The 20,642-nt window shown below is 40.9% G+C and carries 14 protein-coding genes; 5 read left to right on the top strand and 9 right to left on the bottom strand.

All coding sequences use genetic code 11. From position 1 onward, the window contains the following. Positions 1-80: 80 nt before the first annotated feature. Together V7K69_RS03540 and V7K69_RS03535 are read right to left on the bottom strand one after the other, a co-directional pair. Positions 81-1,568 (bottom strand): S9 family peptidase, encoded by a 1,488-nt coding sequence (locus V7K69_RS03540; protein WP_335031471.1) that lies wholly within the window; start codon positions 1,566-1,568, stop codon positions 81-83. 189 nt (positions 1,569-1,757) lie between these two features. Further along, positions 1,758-3,203 (bottom strand): RecQ family ATP-dependent DNA helicase, encoded by a 1,446-nt coding sequence (locus tag V7K69_RS03535; RefSeq protein WP_335031469.1) that lies wholly within the window; start codon positions 3,201-3,203, stop codon positions 1,758-1,760. A 154-nt stretch (positions 3,204-3,357) separates the two neighbouring features. On the opposite strand from V7K69_RS03535, the gene V7K69_RS03530 reads away from it, so the two are divergent. Continuing rightward, positions 3,358-3,795, top strand: a complete 438-nt coding sequence (locus tag V7K69_RS03530; protein ID WP_292707319.1) for a GNAT family N-acetyltransferase — start codon at positions 3,358-3,360, stop codon at positions 3,793-3,795. 38 nt (positions 3,796-3,833) lie between these two features. Here the strand turns inward: V7K69_RS03530 and V7K69_RS03525 are convergent, their stop codons facing one another. Both V7K69_RS03525 and V7K69_RS03520 read right to left on the bottom strand, forming a co-directional pair. After that, on the bottom strand, positions 3,834-4,127 hold the full coding sequence (locus V7K69_RS03525) for a type II toxin-antitoxin system RelE/ParE family toxin (RefSeq protein ID WP_335031466.1): 294 nt from the start codon (positions 4,125-4,127) through the stop codon (positions 3,834-3,836). After that, the gene (locus tag V7K69_RS03520) at positions 4,124-4,381 is read right to left on the bottom strand and encodes a type II toxin-antitoxin system ParD family antitoxin (protein WP_335031464.1); all 258 of its coding nucleotides are present in this window, start codon (positions 4,379-4,381) and stop codon (positions 4,124-4,126) included. Before V7K69_RS03520 ends, V7K69_RS03525 begins: the two co-directional genes overlap by 4 nt. 218 nt (positions 4,382-4,599) lie before the next feature. On the opposite strand from V7K69_RS03520, the gene V7K69_RS03515 reads away from it, so the two are divergent. Continuing rightward, positions 4,600-7,056 (top strand): HEAT repeat domain-containing protein, encoded by a 2,457-nt coding sequence (locus V7K69_RS03515; RefSeq protein WP_335031462.1) that lies wholly within the window; start codon positions 4,600-4,602, stop codon positions 7,054-7,056. A gap of 200 nt (positions 7,057-7,256) precedes the next feature. Here the strand turns inward: V7K69_RS03515 and V7K69_RS03510 are convergent, their stop codons facing one another. Next, the gene (locus V7K69_RS03510; protein ID WP_335031460.1) at positions 7,257-8,861 is read right to left on the bottom strand and encodes a 2-isopropylmalate synthase; all 1,605 of its coding nucleotides are present in this window, start codon (positions 8,859-8,861) and stop codon (positions 7,257-7,259) included. 95 nt (positions 8,862-8,956) lie between these two features. Next, positions 8,957-9,478, bottom strand: coding sequence for a LabA-like NYN domain-containing protein (locus tag V7K69_RS03505; protein WP_041565194.1), 522 nt, complete (start codon positions 9,476-9,478; stop codon positions 8,957-8,959). Positions 9,479-10,218: 740 nt separating this feature from the next. Here V7K69_RS03505 and V7K69_RS03500 point away from each other — a divergent pair. Further along, the gene (locus tag V7K69_RS03500; RefSeq protein WP_335031458.1) at positions 10,219-12,561 is read left to right on the top strand and encodes a CHASE2 domain-containing serine/threonine-protein kinase; all 2,343 of its coding nucleotides are present in this window, start codon (positions 10,219-10,221) and stop codon (positions 12,559-12,561) included. A 184-nt stretch (positions 12,562-12,745) separates the two neighbouring features. On the opposite strand, the gene gorA is transcribed toward V7K69_RS03500, so the two are convergent. Both gorA and V7K69_RS03490 read right to left on the bottom strand, forming a co-directional pair. Further along, on the bottom strand, positions 12,746-14,104 hold the full coding sequence (gorA, locus tag V7K69_RS03495) for a glutathione-disulfide reductase (RefSeq protein ID WP_335031456.1): 1,359 nt from the start codon (positions 14,102-14,104) through the stop codon (positions 12,746-12,748). 333 nt (positions 14,105-14,437) lie between these two features. Continuing rightward, positions 14,438-16,762 (bottom strand): NB-ARC domain-containing protein, encoded by a 2,325-nt coding sequence (locus V7K69_RS03490; protein WP_335031454.1) that lies wholly within the window; start codon positions 16,760-16,762, stop codon positions 14,438-14,440. Between the two features lie 233 nt (positions 16,763-16,995). Here V7K69_RS03490 and V7K69_RS03485 point away from each other — a divergent pair, with 233 nt between their 5' ends. Continuing rightward, positions 16,996-17,847, top strand: coding sequence for a peptidoglycan-binding domain-containing protein (locus V7K69_RS03485; RefSeq protein WP_335031452.1), 852 nt, complete (start codon positions 16,996-16,998; stop codon positions 17,845-17,847). Positions 17,848-17,999: 152 nt separating this feature from the next. Here the strand turns inward: V7K69_RS03485 and V7K69_RS03480 are convergent, their stop codons facing one another. Beyond that, the gene (locus tag V7K69_RS03480; RefSeq protein WP_335031450.1) at positions 18,000-18,266 is read right to left on the bottom strand and encodes a hypothetical protein; all 267 of its coding nucleotides are present in this window, start codon (positions 18,264-18,266) and stop codon (positions 18,000-18,002) included. A 105-nt stretch (positions 18,267-18,371) separates the two neighbouring features. Between V7K69_RS03480 and V7K69_RS03475 the strand changes: the two genes are divergently transcribed. After that, positions 18,372-20,480: a helix-turn-helix domain-containing protein gene (locus V7K69_RS03475; RefSeq protein ID WP_335031448.1), complete on the top strand. Its 2,109-nt coding sequence runs from the start codon at positions 18,372-18,374 to the stop codon at positions 20,478-20,480. The last annotated feature ends 162 nt before the right edge of the window (positions 20,481-20,642 follow it).

Genomic DNA, 20,642 nt, shown 5'->3' with positions numbered 1-20,642 from the left:
GCGGATGCTTTCAGGCTGACAAGATAATATTTTTAACCTCTAATTCCATTTGGTCTGCTTTCTCTCATATCGCTTTTAGTCTAAACTCCAGTATCCACGCCAGCCGCAAATATTTCTGGTGTAAAAGTCAATCCTACTAGAGTGGCGTAGCCTCCATAAGAACCGCCCATAATCGCAATGTTTTGCGGGTCAGAAATGCCTTTTTCCACTAGCCAGTTAACACTGTCAATCAAGTCATCGTGCATTTTGCCAGCCCATTCCCGATTCCCAGCATTCAAAAATGCTTTACCGTAGCCAGTGGAACCGCGAAAGTTCACTTGCAGCACAGCATAACCCCGGTTAGCTAGCCATTGCGTTGTGGGAGAGAAACCCCAAGTATCCCGCGCCCAAGGGCCGCCGTGAACCAGCAGTACTGTTGGGAGATTCTGCGTAGGTATTCCTACAGGGGTTGTCAGGTAACTGTGGATAGTTAAGCCATCCCGCGCTTCGTAAGAAATTGGTTGCATTGAAGCTAACTGCAACGTTTCGAGTTTGGGTTGGTTACTAAAGAGAAAAGTGCTAGTTTTTGACTCTCGGTTGTAGGCATAGTAATAAACTGGACCATCGTCAATTCTATAAGCTACTAACCAGGTTTTATCTTCCAAATCGCGGCTAATTATGGAGAATTCTCCAGAACGCACCTTAGCGATTTCGTCAAAATCAGTGGCGATACTTTGGTCAATTACCTGCCATTCCTGTTTATCTTTGTAGAAAGAAACTGCTTGGATAACTCGCGTCAATGGGTGAATAATTATCCCCACGACATCATACTGTTCATCTTCAGCAATGACAGTTTCTTGACGGCTATCTAAGTCAACAGCTAGCAGACGTTTGGCGTTAGCATCGTGATTCCCTTGAATGTAAAGGGTTTTACCATCATCTGAGAAGCTAACAGAATTCCCTTCTTCTTCAGCTCCCCAGTGGCGGAGAATTTCCCACTGTTTATCTGATTTCTGCAATAACAAATCGTAACCACCATCGGGTGTGCTAGCTGTCGCTGCACGTATTTGAAAATCAGCGTCAGATGTCCAACTGATAATATTACCGGGGTTATCAGTGTCGAACTCAACTGCACCATTTTTAAGGTTGATGCGGTAAACGTCAAACTTTTGAGGATTGTTCAAGTTCAACGCTACCAGCACTTGATCTGGAAATTTCGGTTCCAGTTCCACGAGTTCGGCTTTTACACCCTGGAATGGCGTTAAGTCACGCACAATCTTGGAGTGAATATTAACCAAGTGGAGGTGAAAGTTCTCGTCGCCATCCGAGTCTTGCATATAAATCAATTGTTCGGCGTTATAAGTCCAGAAGAAAATGCGGATACCACGCTTTTTGTCAACAGTTAGTATCTGGTCGTCTTCTTGTCCTATAGTTCGCAACCATACCTGCAAGACATTTTTCTCATCGGGGGCGATATATGCCAAGTACTTGCCATCAGGGGAGAGTTGTGGGCTAGTTTTTTCGGGATTCCCAAACAGAATTTCGCGCGGAATCAACGGTGGTAGGGAGGGTGCTTGAGCAGATGACATATTTTTATCCTCTACTTGACTACCCTATTGTCACTTGGTGGTGAAAATGACAATTCATCCTATTGGGTGAACCTCATTGGAGAATAGTAAATGAGTCTTTGATACTCGTGAATGAGTCTTTAATACTCGGCGATGAGTCTTTTATACTCGTGAACGAGTCTTTTATACTCGGCGACGAGTCTTTTATACTCATTGACGGCAATTGTCGCAATGTCCGCAACGCAGGTTAGCTGCTTCTTTATCAAAACCAAAGGCATTTAACAAAAACTGCCAACGACACTGCTTAGTTGTTAGGTATTGCTGCATCTGTTTAACAGCGTGTAATTGCGTCGGTGGCTGATTTCCCGCTTTTTGCCCAATACTGTAATGAAAAGGATCGAGCCAGTTTAGCTGACCGTTGCTATGGAGTAAAGCTAGCGCCGTTGCACCTTCGGGAAATTGTCGAGTTACTGCATTCACTTCTCCCTGTTTTGGTAATTTTTTCACAAGTTGCTGCGCTATTTGTTGTTGCGATCGCATTTGTTCTTGAAAAAACTCCTGTCTTTGCTTATCCCCTGAATCTAACCACCCCGTAGGTTCACTCACCAATGTCAACGCTTCGGCTGGTTTCCCATCCCTTCCAGCGCGGCCAATTTCTTGCACATATTCAGATAGCAGATGCGGCGCGTGAAAATGTGCTACCCAGCGAACATCGCTTTTATTTATCCCCATACCAAACGCACAGGTACACACAACAAAGGGAATTTTGCCACTTAACCAGCTTGCTTCTACTTCACGGCGTTCTGTTGCACCCAATCCCGCATGATAACTAGCTGTGGCGTAACCCATCTCTGCTAACCATTGGGCTAAATCTTCGCTATCTCTCCGAGTGCGAACATAAACTAATCCTGATTGTTGCGGTCTATTTTGAATAAACTTTAATAATTGTTGTTTCCTACCTCGTGGTGTCCAAGCGATGCGAACGGTGGGATGCAAGTTCGGACGGTAAGGATTCAAGCGGAAAATCTCTGGTTGCTGTAATTGTAAAACTGTTTGAATAATCTTTTGCGCTAACGGGTCAGCAGTAGCAGTAAAAGCGGCGATGCTAATTTTTGTTCCTGGTGGTTTTGATTTGAGCAACGCCGGACGCACCGCCCCTAATCTGCGATAAGCTGGGCGAAAAGTATCACCCCACTGTACTAAACAATGAGCTTCATCTAAAATCAAACCATTAATTTGCAATTGCGGCTGACATAATCTTTCCCACACTGGGACACTTAGCAAAGTTTCGGGCGATAGATAAAGTAATCTTAACTGTTGGCGTTCTAAAGCTTGCAGCGTTGCACGGCGTTGAGATGAAGATAATTCACTATGCAAAAGTGCTGCTTTTTGGTGGCTTTGTAGTAGTTCCTGAACTTGATTTTCCATTAGTGCCACCAAAGGCGAAACTACCAAAGTTAATCCTGTTTGTAGCAGTGCGGGAAGTTGAAAACAAATTGACTTCCCGCCACCTGTGGGCATAATAATCAGCGCATCTTTTTGTGATAATAAACTGCTGACAATTTCTCCCTGTGGCGGACGAAAATCTTCATAACCCCAAATTTTTTTAAAAGCAGCGAGGACTTCTTGCCAAGATTTTGTTGTAGGCTGATTCATAATCAGTAACTATATGCACCCATATCCTTGAATGCTGAATATAGCTTCTGTTATCCAGCAAATGGTTCAGTAATTTCATCATTTGACACTATAAACCACTGACACCAAGAATGAATTATAATTTTTCAACCTATTAAATAAAAGATGTAGCGAGATGAATGAAGAATTAAAACATCGATTTTACATCAACACCGATAAATCTAAATTAGATATTCAAATGATTCATGATTTTTTACAAACTTCCTATTGGGCTGAAAATATTCCGTTAGCCACAGTGGAAAAGTCAATAAACAATTCCTTATGTTTTGGACTTTATGAAGATAATCAACAAGTTGGCTTTGCAAGAGTCATCACTGATTATGCAACTTCGGCGTTGTTAAAAGATGTTTTTATTTTAGAGCCTTATCGAGGGCAGGGTTTAGGAAAATGGTTTGTAGAATATATTTTAGAATATCCAGAATTGCAAGACGTTCAAAGGTGGTTGTTAGGCACAAAAGATGCTCATGGACTTTATCGCCGTTATGGATTTAAAAATTTGACAGAGCCAGAGAAAATCATGATGCGTTTAAATCCCAATGCTAACCAAGCTTGAGCAAAGCGGGGTGAAATAAGTGCGTAGGCGTAGAATTATTAATCTCCGAACAAAGATTCTAAATCTCGATAACCACTGGCAACACGAGTAATACTAATTCCCTCTTCCCTTGGATAGTAAAATATAATGTAATCATCCACAACAAAACCGCGCAGATTTGGTACAAGCCTTCCATAGCTTTTTCCCATATTAGGGAAACTCGCTACTAATTTACATTTGGAGCGAATGTCATCAAAAAGTTTACTGGCTGCTTTTGGGCTACTCCGAGCAATATATTCACAAATTTCATCTAAATCTTGAATTGCTGCATCTGAAAATGAATAATCACTCATTCAGAGGACTCCTCAGCAATTAGACGAATTTTTTCTTGCAATCTGGCAAATACAACTTCGCCATCAGTTACTTGTCCCTTAGCAATTTGTTCAGTTCCTACAGAAATTTTTTGCCGTAAATCTTCAAGTCGCTGCTCTCTTTCTTGTAACAGTTTAAAGGCTTCATTGATGACATCATCTGCATTAGAAAATCTACCACTTGCAAGCTGTGCCTGAATAAATTGCTCTAGTTCTGGTTTAATTTGGATGTACATATTTTCTAGCTTTATAGAATTAATATTTTTATCTAGATTCTAACAGCATTGACAGAACGAGAGAAAATCATGCTAATCAAGCTTGAGCAAAGCGGGGGCAAACCAGTGCGTAGGCGTAGCCCGTCGTAGACATCGCTAACCCACATTGACAGTTAGATTACAATCTAGGTGTAGTTTCTCTGACTGGAGTTGTTCATCGGGTGATTCAATCCGATTCAATGACAAAGCATACCAGACAAGTATTACTTAGTGCGCTCAAGGTAGTTGTCTTATGCCTGACGCTGTTCCTACTATGCACAAGCAATAGTTGGGCGCAAATCACTACTGATAGCAAAATTGCTCCTCTGATTGAGAAGCTAATAGATAACGATGCCCATATCAGAAGCTTTGCAGCAGACGCATTAGTTAATATCGGTTCGGCAGCAGTGCCGTCTCTGATTGAAGCGTTGAAAAATCAAGATAGTAATCTTCGCTGGCACGCGGCTTCGGTTTTAGGAGATTTGGGTGCAGAAGCAGCACCAGCAGTTCCAGCCTTAAGTGCGGCATTACAGGATGAAGATGGACAAGTCCGCCTGTACGCCACCTTAGCTTTAGGAAATATTGGTACAGCAGCCAAAGCAGCAGTTCCATCGTTGATGGCGGCGTTACAAGACAAGGAGCAATTCGTTCGCATTTATGTTCCTTCTGCACTCAGAAAAATTGGTGTAGAAGCGAAAGTAGCTGTCCCAGTATTAACTGCTGCTTTAAAAGATAAGAACCCCACTGTACGTTACAATTCTGCCTACGCTTTGGGTGCAATGGGTACAGAAGCAGTATCTTCTATCCCGAATTTAATTGCCCTGTTGAATGATAGCCAGTTTTACGTGCGTTTAGGTGCTATCAAAGGTTTAGGAGGAATAGCGGCAGGCTTTCAGGACAAAGCAAATGCTTTACCTACCTCTAAGTTACAGAAAGTCATCTCAGACTTTGAGCAGGTATTAATAACTATACAAAAATATAAAGATAAATTTACAGAGACAGACATTAAGCTGATACGTCGCCCTCTCAATGCCCTGAAAGCAGAAAAAGAAACTCGCCTCTTTGATAGAGCTTTGGAATCGCTATTTAAGCATAAGTTACTCTTGGGAATTGCCGCCTACGTTATCTTATTGCCTTCTATTTGGTTAATTCTCTTGCGGGTAGCCCCTTTATGGTTGTTGAAAATTAACAACGCCCTCAAACCCTACACAGATTTTTCTCTCCCATTTATCAGCGTTAATGTACCTCTGCGATATGTGCTATTTGTTGGCTGGTTTCATTACCATCCCAGAGTATTAGATGCGTGGGTAGCTAAATATATCAAAGCAGCCCGCGAACAATTTCCCAAAAAGGATACAGTTAACAGTCGCGCCTGTTACATTCCCATTCCCGTTGTTCTGGATGGTACAACAGTTCCCCAACTGATGAATGAGAATTTGCGCTCAACTTTCGAGAAACAACGTAGCTGCCTAGTAATTGGTGGTGAAGGGGGTGTAGGTAAAACCAGTTTAGCGTGTCGAATCGCTGGGTGGGCAATGGCTGAGGATGAAGACCAACAACTCTGCAAACATTTGATGTTACCTGTGCTGTTAGAAGAAGAATTTCGGGTAACTGAAGGTAAGTCACCGCTTTTAGAAGCCATCAGAGGACAGTTGCAAGCTTTAATTGATGAACCAGAGCCGATTTGTCAAGAATTACTGTTACGTTTGTTAAGAAAGAAACGCATTCTAGTAATTGTAGATCGGTTCTCAGAAATGAATGCCACTACACGAGAAGCAATTGAACCGGAGTCGCCAGAATTTCCGGTGAATGCGTTGGTGATTACTTCCCGAATTGAGGAAAAACTGGGGCGGGTTAATAAGACGATAATTAAACCCTTGCGGATTGAGGCGAATAAACTATCGTCCTTTATGGAAGCTTATCTCATGCAGCGAGGTAAACGCGATCGCTTTACTGACCAGGAATTTTTTGACGCTTGTAATCGTCTTTCTCTCATGGTCGGTCAAAATAATATCACTGTCTTGCTGGCTAAACTTTATGCTGAACAGTTAATCGCCAGTAAAGATGTTACATCTAATATTTCTGCGTTGCCAGAGAATATTCCTAATTTGATGCTGGGTTATATCAATGAACTCAATCGTGATGTTACAGATGAGCAATTTGACGATCGCACTGTTCATCAAATTGCCAAAACCATCGCCTGGGAATGCTTGCAGAAAAGTTATCAACCAGGAACCGCCAAGCGTGCAGATGCCATTGCTGCATTAGCAGCTTTGGGTATTGATGACCCCGAAGCACACCTCAATTATCTGGAAAAGCGCCTACACCTGATTCAAACTATCGGTTCTGCCAAAGACAGAATCCGTTTCTGTCTTGACCCTTTAGCTGAGTATCTTGCAGGTTGGTATTTAATAGAATTGTATGGCAATAACGATGGCAAATGGCGATCGCATTTTTTCAAAAAGGCAGATGATTTAGTTAAAACAGGCGCACCAGATGCCATCAAAGGCTTGTTATTGGCAGTGCGAGATTGCTACTTATCTGAAGTTCAAGGTAGCAAAGAAACGGACTTTGTACCCCAAAAGTCGGGTAAACTGGCTGGGTTTACACCTTCAGTTCATATACCAGCGACTACTGTGCAAACACCAATACCATGAACGAAATTTTTCAATTTATTTTTTTAACGAACCACAGAGGTGCAGAGGGCACTGAGAGAAGAAAGAAATGCCTAACTGAACTGTATTGGACTATAACTCAATACAGTTCAGTTAAGGCTAAAACTCTTTGCCACGGTAGCTAAAGTTGGGGAGGAGTTTTTTAGCTGATGCTAAAAACAAGCAGTTTGAGAGATACGATCTCAGACTTTCTGTACAGTTACTTCCTCTGGCTTTTCTTGAGTTTGCAATGCAGAATACAACCTATTCAGCGCATTTACATAAGCTTGTGCAGATGCCACGATGATATCTGTGTTCGCTGCATGACCAGAAAACACTTTCGATTCATAACGTAAACGAATTGTCACTTCTCCAATGGCATCAATGCCGGCTGTTACTGACTGCACAGAAAACTCAATCAACTCGTTGGGCACATTCACCACCCGATTGATGGCTTTGTAAACTGCATCCACTGGTCCAGTACCGATCGCTGCATCGGTTAACTCTTCACCTTCTGGGGTACGCAGAGTGACTGTAGCAGTGGGTTTGGCGTTACTACCACAGGAAACTTGCACCAACTCTACCCGGAACAAATCGGGTGCTTGTTGGATTTCATCATTAACGATCGCTTCCAAATCCCAATCAGAAATATCTTTCTTTTTATCTGCTACTTCTTTGAATCTAACGAAGGCTTTATTTAACTCAGTATCTGACAGTTCAAAGCCCAATTCTTTCAACCGAGTGCGGAAAGCATTTCTCCCTGAATGTTTGCCCAAAACTATTTGATTGTCTGTTAAGCCAATCAATTGAGCATCCATAATCTCATAAGTGAGCTTGTTTTTTAACACACCATCTTGGTGAATCCCAGACTCATGAGCAAAGGCATTCGCCCCAACGATCGCTTTATTTGGTTGTACCAACATTCCCGTCAAATTAGAAACTAAGCGTGAGGTTTTGTAAATTTGTCGAGTGTCAATATTTGTCAGCGATTCTTGAGAATCTTCTGGTCTGCCGAGATAAGGGTTAAAATATTGCCGCCGGACGTGCAGTGCCATTACTAATTCTTCTAGTGAGGCATTGCCGGCTCGTTCGCCAATCCCATTAATCGTACATTCTAGTTGCCGTGCGCCATTTTTCACGGCTTCTAAGAAGTTAGCAACTGCCAAGCCTAAATCATTGTGGCCGTGAACGGAAATAATCGCTTGGTCGATGTTAGGGACATTTTCAATAATGCCTTTAATTATGGCTCCAAATTCGCTAGGGGTGGTGTAACCCACGGTATCGGGAATGTTAACAGTTGTTGCACCAGCTGCGATCGTTCGCTCTAACACTTGGTACAAAAATTCTGGATCGGAACGAGCCGCATCCATCGGCGAAAATTCAACATCTGTCATGAAGGATTTAGCATAAGCTACCATTTCTTCAGCGATCGCTAGCACTTCTGCTCGTGACTTCCGTAACTGATACTCTAAATGAATATCAGAAGTCGAAATAAATGTGTGAATTCTGCCCTTTACGGCTGGTTTTAATGCTTCTGCGGCCGCTTCAATATCTGCTTTAATCGCTCTTGCCAAACTGCAAATTACCGGGCCATTTTCTGTCCCCACAATTTGGGCAATTTTGCTGACTGCTTCAAAATCTCCGGGACTGGCAAAGGCAAACCCTGCCTCAATTATATCTACACCCAGACGCGCTAGTTGCTTGGCAATAACTAGCTTTTCGTCTATATTCAAAGTTGCTCCCGGGCACTGCTCTCCATCTCGCAGTGTAGTATCAAAAATGATAATTCGATCTGTTTTGTTTGTCATTTGCGCTTTGTTGTTTAATTTTTACTTGTGGCTCAATATATCTTCAACCTTAGTTTTTCTTTTACTCTTACCTTTGTAAATAATTGCTAAGGCTATTAACCTTCGGTTTTTTCTATTTGATCTCTGATATCATTTAAATCTATATATCTATCAGTAGCGTTTCGTAGTTCTCTAGCGATCATTCCTTCTGTCGATACTACCGTAATATGTGTATTTTTTGAGCGTAATAGTTCGATTGCTCGTTCAAAATCTCCATCACCACTGAATAATACTACTCGGTCATACTGGTCTACTGTATTAAACATATCTACAACAATTTCAATATCTAAATTCGCTTTTTGCGAGTAACGACCAGAAGTATCATCATAATATTCTTTCAGGATTTTAGTTCGGACTGTATATCCTAGACTAATTAGAGCATCTCTAAAACCTCGTTGATCTTGTGGGTCTTTTAAGCCAGTGTACCAGAAGGCATTAATTAATGTTGTTTCTGATTGTTCATGTTTAAAGTATTCTAAGACTCGCCGTGGGTCAAAAAACCACCCATTTTTTTGTTGAGCATAGAACATATTGTTTCCGTCTACAAAAATAGACAGACGATTCATTGGAGAACCCATACAAATTTACACCTAATAATATATATGAATTTAGATGGAACAATAGATTATAGCAATTTTCAAATAGCAAGTTTGCTAATATCTATAAAGTAGCTCTTTATCTATAGCTTTTATCCTACCTCTTTCAAGGCATAAAAACGGATGCAACATTGGAGTTAAGATGCTGGGTGCTAAACCTTATTCACCTCCAGCACTGCAAGAGCTACCATCTGATCAAAATCTACCAATAAAATTGAACCAGTAACAGCATTTATGGCTGTATAACATTAAAGTTTACTCCTAAAGAGGTATAGCATAAGCTTAGGGTAGGATATAAGTTTATGCCTATCTATAGGTAGAGCTTTCAGTATCAGGATATGCTTTCTGGAAGTACCAATATTGCGCCAAAGACAGAAAACGGCCTTGGGACAGCTTCTGGTAAAACACCCAGTTAGGAGCGTACCTGTGGGTTAAGTTAAGATCAAATCTCGCCGCAACCAATTAGCAGAGGCGAAGTATATCCGGCTCTGATCTGTGAGACAATCACTAGTTGTAACTCACTTAACAGAAAAACAATAATTTAGGCAGTACCTGAGTAGGAATCTCTTGGGGGCTAGCTCTGCCAATAAAGGTTTGTTGATGAATAGAAGATACTTTACAAATGTATAAGATTATCATTTAAGTCTTATTTCAATGTGCTTGCACTAAAACGTGGTCTGAATAAATAAAAGTGTTGGACTTAAATCAATCAGTAACACGATATGGCAGAAGAACCTACATCTACCTTAACTAAAAACTATGTCTCTGCTGCCAATAGACTGTCAAGTAAACCGACAAAAGTAACGTCAACAGCATCGGCTCGCCAGTCTAGATGGATGACTCACTTAGGTCATCTCCTCGCTGGAGCTTGCGTAATGGGTGCAGCAGTGCTGAGTGCTTCTGGTGGAGAATCGGTTCAATTGATAGAAAATAAGGCGCTTTCTGGCTTTTTTCAACTGCGTGGGCCGATTGTACCTCCAGAAGACATCGTAATTTTAGCAATAGACGATCAGTCAATATCAGTTCCCGAACAGTACTATAAAACAAATCCAAAACAGTATGCCTACCTAGAAACACTGAAATCTTATCCTTATAAACGTGCTGCTTATGCCCAGATAATTACAAAGTTAATTAAAGCAGGTGTCCGCTCTGTAGCGATAGATGTAGTTTTTGACACGCCAAGTAGTTATGGAGTTACTGACGATCGCCAATTCCAGGCAGTATTGCAAAAATATGGCAGTAAAGTTACCTTAGCAGCCGTCTACGAAAATTCTCAGACGCACCAAGGGACTTTTACACAACTAACAGACCCACAACAGATGTTTCGTACAGGTTCAGTTTCCATTGGCTCAGTTAATTTCCCCGTAGAGGTGGATGGTAAAGTTCATCGATTGGCGAGTGAGTTTTCTAAGTCGTTGGTTGAAGACAATTTAATCGAGAAGCTACCCTCTTTTGATGAAGCAGCACTCAGGACAGCACAAGTAAATTATCCACGACCAAAAGGCGATCGCATTTATTTTTGGGGTTCTGCGGGTACATTTGAGCAAATACCCTTTTGGCACGTACTCGATCCGGAAAACTGGAACACCTATTTGCAGCAGGGAAAGGTCTTCAAAGACAAGATAGTGCTGATTGGGGCGACAGATAAGTTAAATAATGATTATTATCCAGTTGCTGCTGGCAATAGCGCTAAACCGATGTCGGGCGTGGAAATTCATGCCAATGCGATCGCAACTTTGATGTTCGGGAAAGCGATCGCTCCAGGAATTAATACACCACCATTGCAGGGTTTGTTTGTGGTAGCTCTAGTTGGCAGTGCAGCCTTGATGATTAGCAGACGCAAGCGTAGCATCAATAGATTTTTATATAGCCTCGCCCTATCTGGCGCTTGGTTAGGAATTAGCTATGGGTTATTTGTCTATGGTGGATTAATTTTTCCTACGATTGTACCAATGATGGCGATCGCCATGACCGGACTTTCCTACCTGGGAACCTCAGTCATGAGGGAAAGTATCAGAAAACGTCAATTAGTAAACATTTTCCAGAAGTATAAAACATCTCCCGTTGTTCAAGAGATTATCAGTCAACAATATGACTTGCAATACTTAATCCAGCAACGTGATTTAGCCTTATCAGGAAAAGTCTTGGCTCGACGCTACAAAATTGTCAAAGTTCTCGGTTCCGGTGGATTCAGCGAAACCTACATTGCCGAAGATACCCAACGTCCTGGGAGTCCGCGATGTGTTGTCAAGCAACTAAAACCAGCCAGCACTAAATCAGAAGCCTTGCAACTTGCCAGACGTTTATTTCACTCAGAGGCGCAAACCCTAGAAAAATTGGGAACACACGATCAGATCCCTCAACTTTTGGCGTATTTTGAAGAAGATGAAGAATTTTATTTAGTGCAAGAACAAATAATTGGTCATACTTTAAATCAGGAATTGCCACCAGGTAGAGCAATTGATGAAATTGCCACGATCAAAATTGTCAAAGACTTATTGCAAACATTAATATTTGTTCATAAAAATAATGTGATTCATCGGGATATTAAGCCCAGTAATATTATTCGGCGACACTCAGATGGAAAACTGGTATTGATTGACTTTGGAGCCGTCAAAGAAGTCAGCACAAAACAGCTTGATACTGAAGAGCAAACCCCCTTTACCATTGGCATTGGGACTCAGGGTTACGCACCGAGCGAACAATGTTTTGGCCGTCCCCAATACAGTAGTGACATCTATGCAGTGGGTATGGTTGGGATTAGAGCCTTGACTGGTGTAGCACCCCGTGAGCTAGATAGAGATGCTGATGGAGAGATAAAATGGAGCGAGCGTTCTGAGGTAAGCCGCTCCCTTGCTAATATTCTCAGTAAAATGGTGCTGGATGACTTCAAATACCGATATCAGTCTGCATCAGAGGCTCTTGAGGATCTGAAAGCTTTTGACGATGTGGTAGATTTCCACAGAGGATACCCAATGCTAGGGGATGACTCATTAACAAATACTTTAGACCAATTAAACGCTCCCACAAAATCTTGCTCAGAGGTATCCTCAGAAACTCCTTGAGAAGCACGCAAAGAATTGGCAGTTGGGAGCAATGCTCTAAGAGTGAGATAATTGTGAAAAGAGCAGGGGGAGCAGGGGAAGTGAAGAGAAAATTTTAGTATTTTTTACGAGCGTTATAGCCTTAAATACACTTATTTCTTTCTCTTCCCTTGTTCCCTGCCCCCTGCTCCCTTGCCCCCTTCACTCATTCCTGCACCCGATCTAACGAAAAAAATTCTTCTCCTACCGTAGGGTGAATGCCTATTATTTCATCCAAGTCTTCCTTGGTAATGCCCTTTCGAATTGCCACACCCAGACTTTGAATAATATCTGCTGCGTGTTCACCCACCAGATGAGCGCCCAAAACTTGCCCAGAATCGCCATTTAAAACTAACTTTATAGTGGTTGGCTCATTCTGTTCGGTTAGCTGATACAAAAGTGGTTGGAATTGGGTGGAGTAGCATTGTACAGATTCACCAAATTTTTCCCGTGCCTTCGCCTCAGTCATCCCTACACCAGCCGCTTCTGGACGGCAAAAAACAGCAGAGGGTACATAATCATAATCCAGTTTTTGCACCTTGTTGCCAAAAACTGTATTGGCAAAAGCAATACCTTCTGCCTTCGCCACTGGAGACAATTGCACGCGGCTGGTGCAGTCACCCACAGCAAAAATATTTTCTTGGGTGGTGCGGCTGTATTCATCTACTTTGATTGCACCATGTTCGCCAAGTTCAACATGGGCATTTTCTAAACCAATATTCTTGGTATTTGGAGCGTAACCTGTGGCAACCAAGATCGTATCTGCTGTAATTATTTGTCGCTTCTTACCGATAATAGTTAATAACAAACTCTCATCTGAGTATTTGATTTCTTGAACAGTACTACTAGTTAATAACTTAATTCCGCGTTTGCTCAAACCTTGTTGTACCGCAGAGCGAATGTCATCATCAAACCCCGATAAAATCATCTCGTCTTTTTCAATCACCGTTACCTGACAACCGAAAGCGTGCATCGTGCTGGAAAATTCTACACCAATGTAGCCTCCGCCAATAATTGTTAAACGTTTCGGTAGATAAGGTAACTGAAACATCTCGCGGGATGTAATGGCATATTCTATACCTGGGATTTTGGGCTTGAGGGGTTGCCCTCCCACAGCAATTAAAATTTTGTCGGCTGTAACTTTAAGTCCATTGATATCGACAGTATGAGCATCGATGAAAGTGGCACGATCGCAAATTAGTTCAATTCCAGCTTTTTGTAATTGCTGAAAGTAAGTCTGGTTAATGGTGTCAAGATGCTGATGTACTGACTTAATGAATAATGTCCAGTCAAAATATGTTTGACATTCACTCCATCCATAACTGGGCGCTATTTGCTTTTGTAGGGCGAAGTCAGCAGCGTAGACAATCAGTTTTTTGGGAATGCAACCGCGATTTATACAGGTTCCACCGATGGATTCTTGTTCGGCAATAGCAACACGGAGACCGTAACTAGCTGCTTTTTTAGCTGCTGCCAATCCACCAGGCCCAGCACCAATGACAAACAGGTTGTAATCAAATGCCATAAAAATCTGTTCCTTTTTTACTTTTTGGAAAGCAGAGCTATTTCATTCCTTATAGTTATTCAGACAAAACTTAATCTACTGTCTTTGGGTGGACAAGTTTGGGTGGAACCATTCTGATATGTAGCAAATTGCTGCTTTGCTTGCAATTAGATTGAAAAGGAATAGCGTAGGCGCATCCCAAACTAGGCATCGCTCGAATACTGCTAAGTTATATTACATTATCTTGTAAAAAAATATCTTGTCTAGTCTTGGTGGATATGCGATCGCGCTTTTAGGGATTTCCAATAAATAAATTATCCCATCTTGTCGGGTGGGCAACATCAGCGCCTATGATTACAGTGAATCAAGGAAAATTTGCATCTCCTGTGCATCCCGTGTCATTCCCAAGAGCTTAAAACCATCAATAGCCTTAATTGACATTTGGTAGGCTTTTTCTCCACTTCCCCACTTTTTCTCCCAACGGGCAAAAGAACGCTGATAGCGAGCCAAACGTCGCTTGTTGTGAGTCATTTCAGCGACAGTGAAGCCTTGAATTAATAGTTTTTCAGCTTGATCGCGATCACCTTGTTCAATTGCAATATCAGCCAGCCAATTTTGAGCAGAATTGATCACCCGATGCCAACTAATTTTTTCTGCACTTTTCATTACCTCTTGAAAGAGCTTCTTTGCGGAAAGATATTCACCTTCTAAATAATGGATTTCAGCCTGATGATAAAGAACGGGAATAAAATAGCGGATGTGCTGTCGCTCTTCTAGATTCGCCTCAATCACCAATTTTTCTTCTACAGTTAGCCAGTGGCGTGCATCTTGATAATCCTTCTGTCTAATTTGCAGCCTAGCCATACTTTCGGCTAAGTCAGCCTGAACACATAAATCTGCATGGTCACGCAAAATCCACGTCCGGCGCAAAATTTTGTCTGCTTCTTTCAGACTCACAGAGGAACACTCTCGAATTAGTAGCCAGCTTTTGCGGACGATGATTTTTACAAAACAAGACCATTCACCACGCCGTTCTGATTGTTCTATGAGCCATTGCAGCCAATCTAAGCGATCGTCCCAATAGGCGTAGAGATTTGCATAGTGGCTTAAAAGAAGCCATAAATCCCTAACCGCTTCATAGTGTTCTTTGTCTTCACACCAATGAAGTACTGCTCTCAGATTTCCTTCTTCTGGTTCTAACTTATTGTAGTGTATCCATTTTTCCCAATCTTCTCCGGCATAATTGTGGGCAAAATCAAGATACCATCTCACCCAGCGCCTTCGTGCTTCCCGCTCAAAATCTGGGTAAGCGGCTAATTCTGCTAACGCATATTCACGAGTCAGAGAGAGCATATCAAACCGCTTAGTCTCTGGGTTGAGATTCACCAAGGAAAGTTGCTGCAAACGTGCCAAGCCGTTATTTACAGCATCAGGAGCGGCTGTTAGTCCAGCAACCTCAGCCACTGCTGCGAGTATGGCAGAGTCAGGAAAAATCGCCAGTGACATGAGTAACTTGTGGGGTGGTTGTCCCTTGATTCCTTGTACTGATTGCTCAAAGCAAAAACGAGCCACATCACCTGTAGCCGAGGTTAATCGATCCAATACCGAGTTTAGGGAGTAGCCACCGGATAATTGACCAATAGAATATACGATCGCTAGAGGGATTCCGCCAGTGCGATCGTAGAGTTGCTTAGAGTCCTCATCGTTGATGCTTATACCTTTTTCTTCAGCTTGTTGTCGAATCAACTGCAAACCATCATCTGGAGGTAAGTTTCGCAGACGGATTGGCAGCAAGGCAATTTGTTCGCGGCTAGTAATTATTACTTTGATGCAAATGGGTAGATTATATAAAAACTCAATAACCTCATCTCTATCTTCTATAGTCTCCATATTGTCCACAATCAACAGTGTTCTCCGTTTTGAGAGAATTTGGCGAACACGATCGAATTGGTCATTGGGAGGAGATTGAAGAATTGTCGGGTCGTCTAAAGCATTAGCAATTTCTCGAAAGATATCGCGTAGATTACGCTGTCCCTGTTGCCGCCACAAGATACTGTTAGTGGGAATAAGTTCTTGTTGTTTGGCTGAAGTGAAAATAATCGCATCAAATTTGGGTGCGTCATAAACGTTTTCGTTACTAGCTTTTAAGCATAGATAAGCAGCTGCTAACACCAGCGCTGTTTTACCTACGCCACCAATGCCATGTACTGTAATCATGTGAGCGCCATGCACCGAGGAAAGGCGTTCTAATAGCTTTTTCATATCTGCCTCCCGACCAATAAATTGGGTGTAAGTCGGTGCTGGCAAATTGTGGGGGATGTCACGGCGTTGGATAGCAGCTACAACAGACCCTCTACGATAACCATGTTTTTCCAGAACATAGACAAGATTACTGGACTTAATACTTTTATTTGCTTCTCCTGTCAAAACTTCAATATCCCGATAGATATTGCTTAACCCTGCTCTGACAGCTGCATTTTCTTTGTGCAAATCTTGACCAATCTTTTTCAAGCTGTACCCACAGAGTAGCCCAAGTAACAGGTCTTTCCTAGTACTTTGTCTGTAACGCTTTTGAAGCGTAATCTCCAAATTAGTCAGTAGTCGGTCTATCTCCCAGTCCTGCAAAATCTTGCGATTCCAACTTTTAGGTAAATTCCAATCTTCTGACTGACCTGGCATAAATATCACCCAATAAATTCGTCATCAATGTGGCGTTAGCAACATTTTAACGAACAAAAGTTTGACAAATTAGTAACATTTTTTTAACAGTGTTAACTCCTGTCTTAAATTTAACCAGTAAGCTAATTTATAAGTTTATTTTTTGTCTCTAGTAAGTAGAGGCTGCCGACTATATCGCCTTCTAGTCTCTAAACTTTGCCAGATGATTTTTTCACCAATTACCCAATAAAACTATGACAAATAAAACACTTAACGTTCTAAATCTCTTGTTGGGACTAAAACAATCCCGACGTTATTTTCCAGAAGAAAAACAAGTCTGTGTCTTCAATAAACGTCCCATATTATACCGAGGCTTTTCGCCAAACTCTGCACAAGAATCAATCAATGAACTCCAAGAGCGACTGCAAGCTCAGGGTTTTCTCTCAACTATTAGTGGTAAATTTGACTTAGAAACAGAAGAGGCTGTAATTAAATTTCAGAAAGCTAATAATCTTCAGGTAGATGGAATCGTAGGGCCACTAAGTTGGTCTTGCCTTTTCTATCCAAAGCTTTACCGCAATCAAAAAAATATGTCTCCAAAGTTACACGATGCAGTTAAAGAACTGCAAATTATTCTCAATGAAGAAGGATTTTTTAAAAAAGAACCTGACGGGTATTTTAGTCGTGAAACTGAGAGAGGCGTTAAACGCTTTCAAAGAATTTATGGACTCAAAGATGATGGTATTGTTGGCGCTGCAACTTGGGCTGTACTTTTGGGGATGCGACAAAAAATAGAGAACAACAGCTTTCTCCAGTTAGTTTATTTTCTACCACCTCAATCCTGGTTTTTATGGGAGCAGTTTTTAATGATCTCGTTCATTATGCTGGGTATTTATTATAGCCCCATACCTGGAGATGAACCTAAATGGAATACAGCCTTAGCAACTGCCTATGGGCTTACCTGTATAGTGCCTTTTCTCTTGGAGTGTTTACCTTTGAAGCCATCGAAGCAGACTAGCTTACCGCTTTTACAATACGCTCCTTATGTGTTGACTGGTATCTTTTGGAAACCAATTATCAATTTCATGGGGGGATTATTTAATTAAGCATTTGGTAGTTAAATAAATGATCAGCGATGTCTACGACAGGCTACGCCTATGCTATTTTATGTTGTGTCTAATTTTCGGGTTGTGCTTGTAAAAAATTGCGATCGCTTCAGGCGGGTATGCGATCGCACTTCTGGGCATCAGCTTTTACCTTATCCCCCGATTTGTATAGGGTTGAGGCTGTAAACCCGCCATTTGTTTTTTCGCAGGTGTAAAAAAACCAAAATTGAGGAACGCCAGAGATGGGGTTTACTCCTGATTTTGTATAACTCTTGGCGTGAAATACCGAAGTGATGCTCTAGCTGATCAGTTGACCATTCATAGCTTTCAACAAGTGGAAAAGCTGGCTGCCAACCGTGCAAAGTTTTTTTAAGCAACTCAAGTTGAATTGCTTCTTGCTGTAAGTTATTGTGACGCATATTAAATTATCCTTGAGCTTATTGGTTTACTTGCTATTCACTAGTTTTGTTCGTCTTCTAAAATTTGAATAGTTGTAGTTGTGTAACTAGTTGAACGTGCAACCGTTGAACAAGGTTGATCATAGAGGGTTATCCGCAGTGCCAAGAGCCAAAAAGAATAAGGAAGCTGGAGAAGTATTTAAGAAATTACTCAAAGAAAAAGAGTTTAGCCAATACAAACTTGAGCAAGTAACTGGTCTGGATAAAAGTGTCATTAGCAAGATAGCAACTGGACAGACTGCTAACCCTACACCAACCACGCTTGAAAAAATAGCAGCTGCGTTGCAGATTGAACTGGGTGAACTGACAAGAATCTTTGCTCAATCAACTGTGCAATCTCAGCACTCAGCCACAAACATTGAGCCTCAAGAGTCAGTCTCAGAGATACCAAGATCCAACAATTCTGATTTTGTGGGGCGTGAGGAAGCGATCGCAGACCTCGATGAACTAGTTAACAAAGGTGCAAAAGTTATTCTAATTCACTCAGAGGGTGGTATAGGTAAAACAACCTTGGCTACAAAATGGTTTGAGCTTCAAGGTTTAGAATATCTTGATCTGCGTGTAGGAACTACACCCCAAAACCTCAACTCATTAGAAGATTGGGTTAGCGTCACGCTCAGATATCATTTTAAAGAAAATCCAGAACAAGATTTTATGACTTTGATGGAGCAATTTAAAAGCAAGCTCCAAGAGCATAGAATCGGCGTGTTAATTCATCATCTTGAATTTGCTTTAATAAATGGTGAATTCATAAAATCACATAATAGTAACTATATAGAACTATTAACAGTACTAGCTCATCAAAGTGTGCAGTCAGTCACCCTAATCACAAGCTGTGAGTTACTGCACGAACCCGACTTAATCAAGCTGAAAAATTTTCAATATTATTGGCTAAAAGCGTTGGAATATAAAGCTTGGGAGGATTATTTTGTTAGTTTCAACATTACTATAGATACTGATGCTCTTTATGAAATAAATCGAGCTTATGGCGGAAATGCCTTTGCTATGTCTCTCCTGAGTCCTGAAATTTTAAAGGAATCACAAGGAAATTTAAAAGTTTACTGGCAGGATAATCGTGATTATCTATTGAGGCATCCAACTTTAGAAAATCTAGAAAAACTTGTTCAACGCCAGTTTGACAAACTTCAACAAGATAATCCCCAAGCCTATAAACTTTTATGTCGCTTAGGATGTTACCGTTATCAATATACTCCTGTAATATCTGAAAAAGGAATTTTTTGCTTACTTTGGGATGAGCAAAATGAGCGAAAGAAACTCCGATTTCTCAGGGATTTAAAAAACAGAGCTTTAGTGAAGTTTAACAGTGAAGGATACTATTTATATGAACTTATCCGCCAAGAAGCGATAGAAAGACTTAAATTAACAGATGATTGGAAACAATCTCACGGTAAAGCTGGAATATTTTTATCTACATTAATATCTGAAAATTGCAAAACAATTATCCCAAAAATTACTTGCACGAAAGCGAATGATACTCAAGAACAAATGTATCTAAATATAGAAAATGCAGAAATAGTAGTAAAACAAGAACTTACTAAGCAGGAAACTATTGCCTTAGAAATTGTTTATCATTCTATGGAGTTTTATGGTGCAGGTTGTTTTGAGGACTTAAGACAAGAGCCAAATTTATTAAACAATGTTTTTTTTCAAGCTATCAGAAATATGGTTTTGGAATATATTGATTGTTATAGTAACTTAGGGATAGTACTTTATAAATTTGCATTAACTACACACAGATTAGGAATAATTGACGAAAGAGAAGGAAAACTTATAGAAAGTAACAAAGAATTTGAATACTGCCAAAGGAGTTTTAAAGTAAGCCAAGATTTTTTTCAAACAGCTTTAGTGATTGCAACAAGAGTTAAAGAAGATAAATTAATGATTAACGTACTTCTCTCTTTAGCTTGTTGTCATTATTTTAGGGGAATAACCTTACACGAGCTAGGAATATTTTTACATCAAATTATAAAAAATAATGAAAGTAAAGAAGCTTTTGGGGAAAGCAAAACAAGCTTAAATAAAGCACTAAAAATACTTACTAAACTGCCATTTGAGCAAAAAAGAGAGGAAGTAAAAAAAGCAATTCATAGTCTAGAAATAAGTGAAAAATCTTGCTGCACATTCATAGCAAGATTTTTGATTGAATTAGCATAATTGCAACTAGGAAGTTTGACAGATACGATCGCACATCGAAGACACCCTACTCTTACCCATCGTAAATCTGAATCAAACAAAGGCGGGTGCGGGGGTTGAACCCGCGAATCCCCACAATGGTGGAGACGTAACCGATAACCCTAAATTCTTCGGCCCCAAAAG

This window comes from Nostoc sp., assembly GCF_036917775.1.
Lineage (GTDB): Bacteria > Cyanobacteriota > Cyanobacteriia > Cyanobacteriales > Nostocaceae > Nostoc.
Note: the sequence above shows the minus strand (reverse complement) of the source record. Positions and strands in the feature narration are given on the sequence as shown.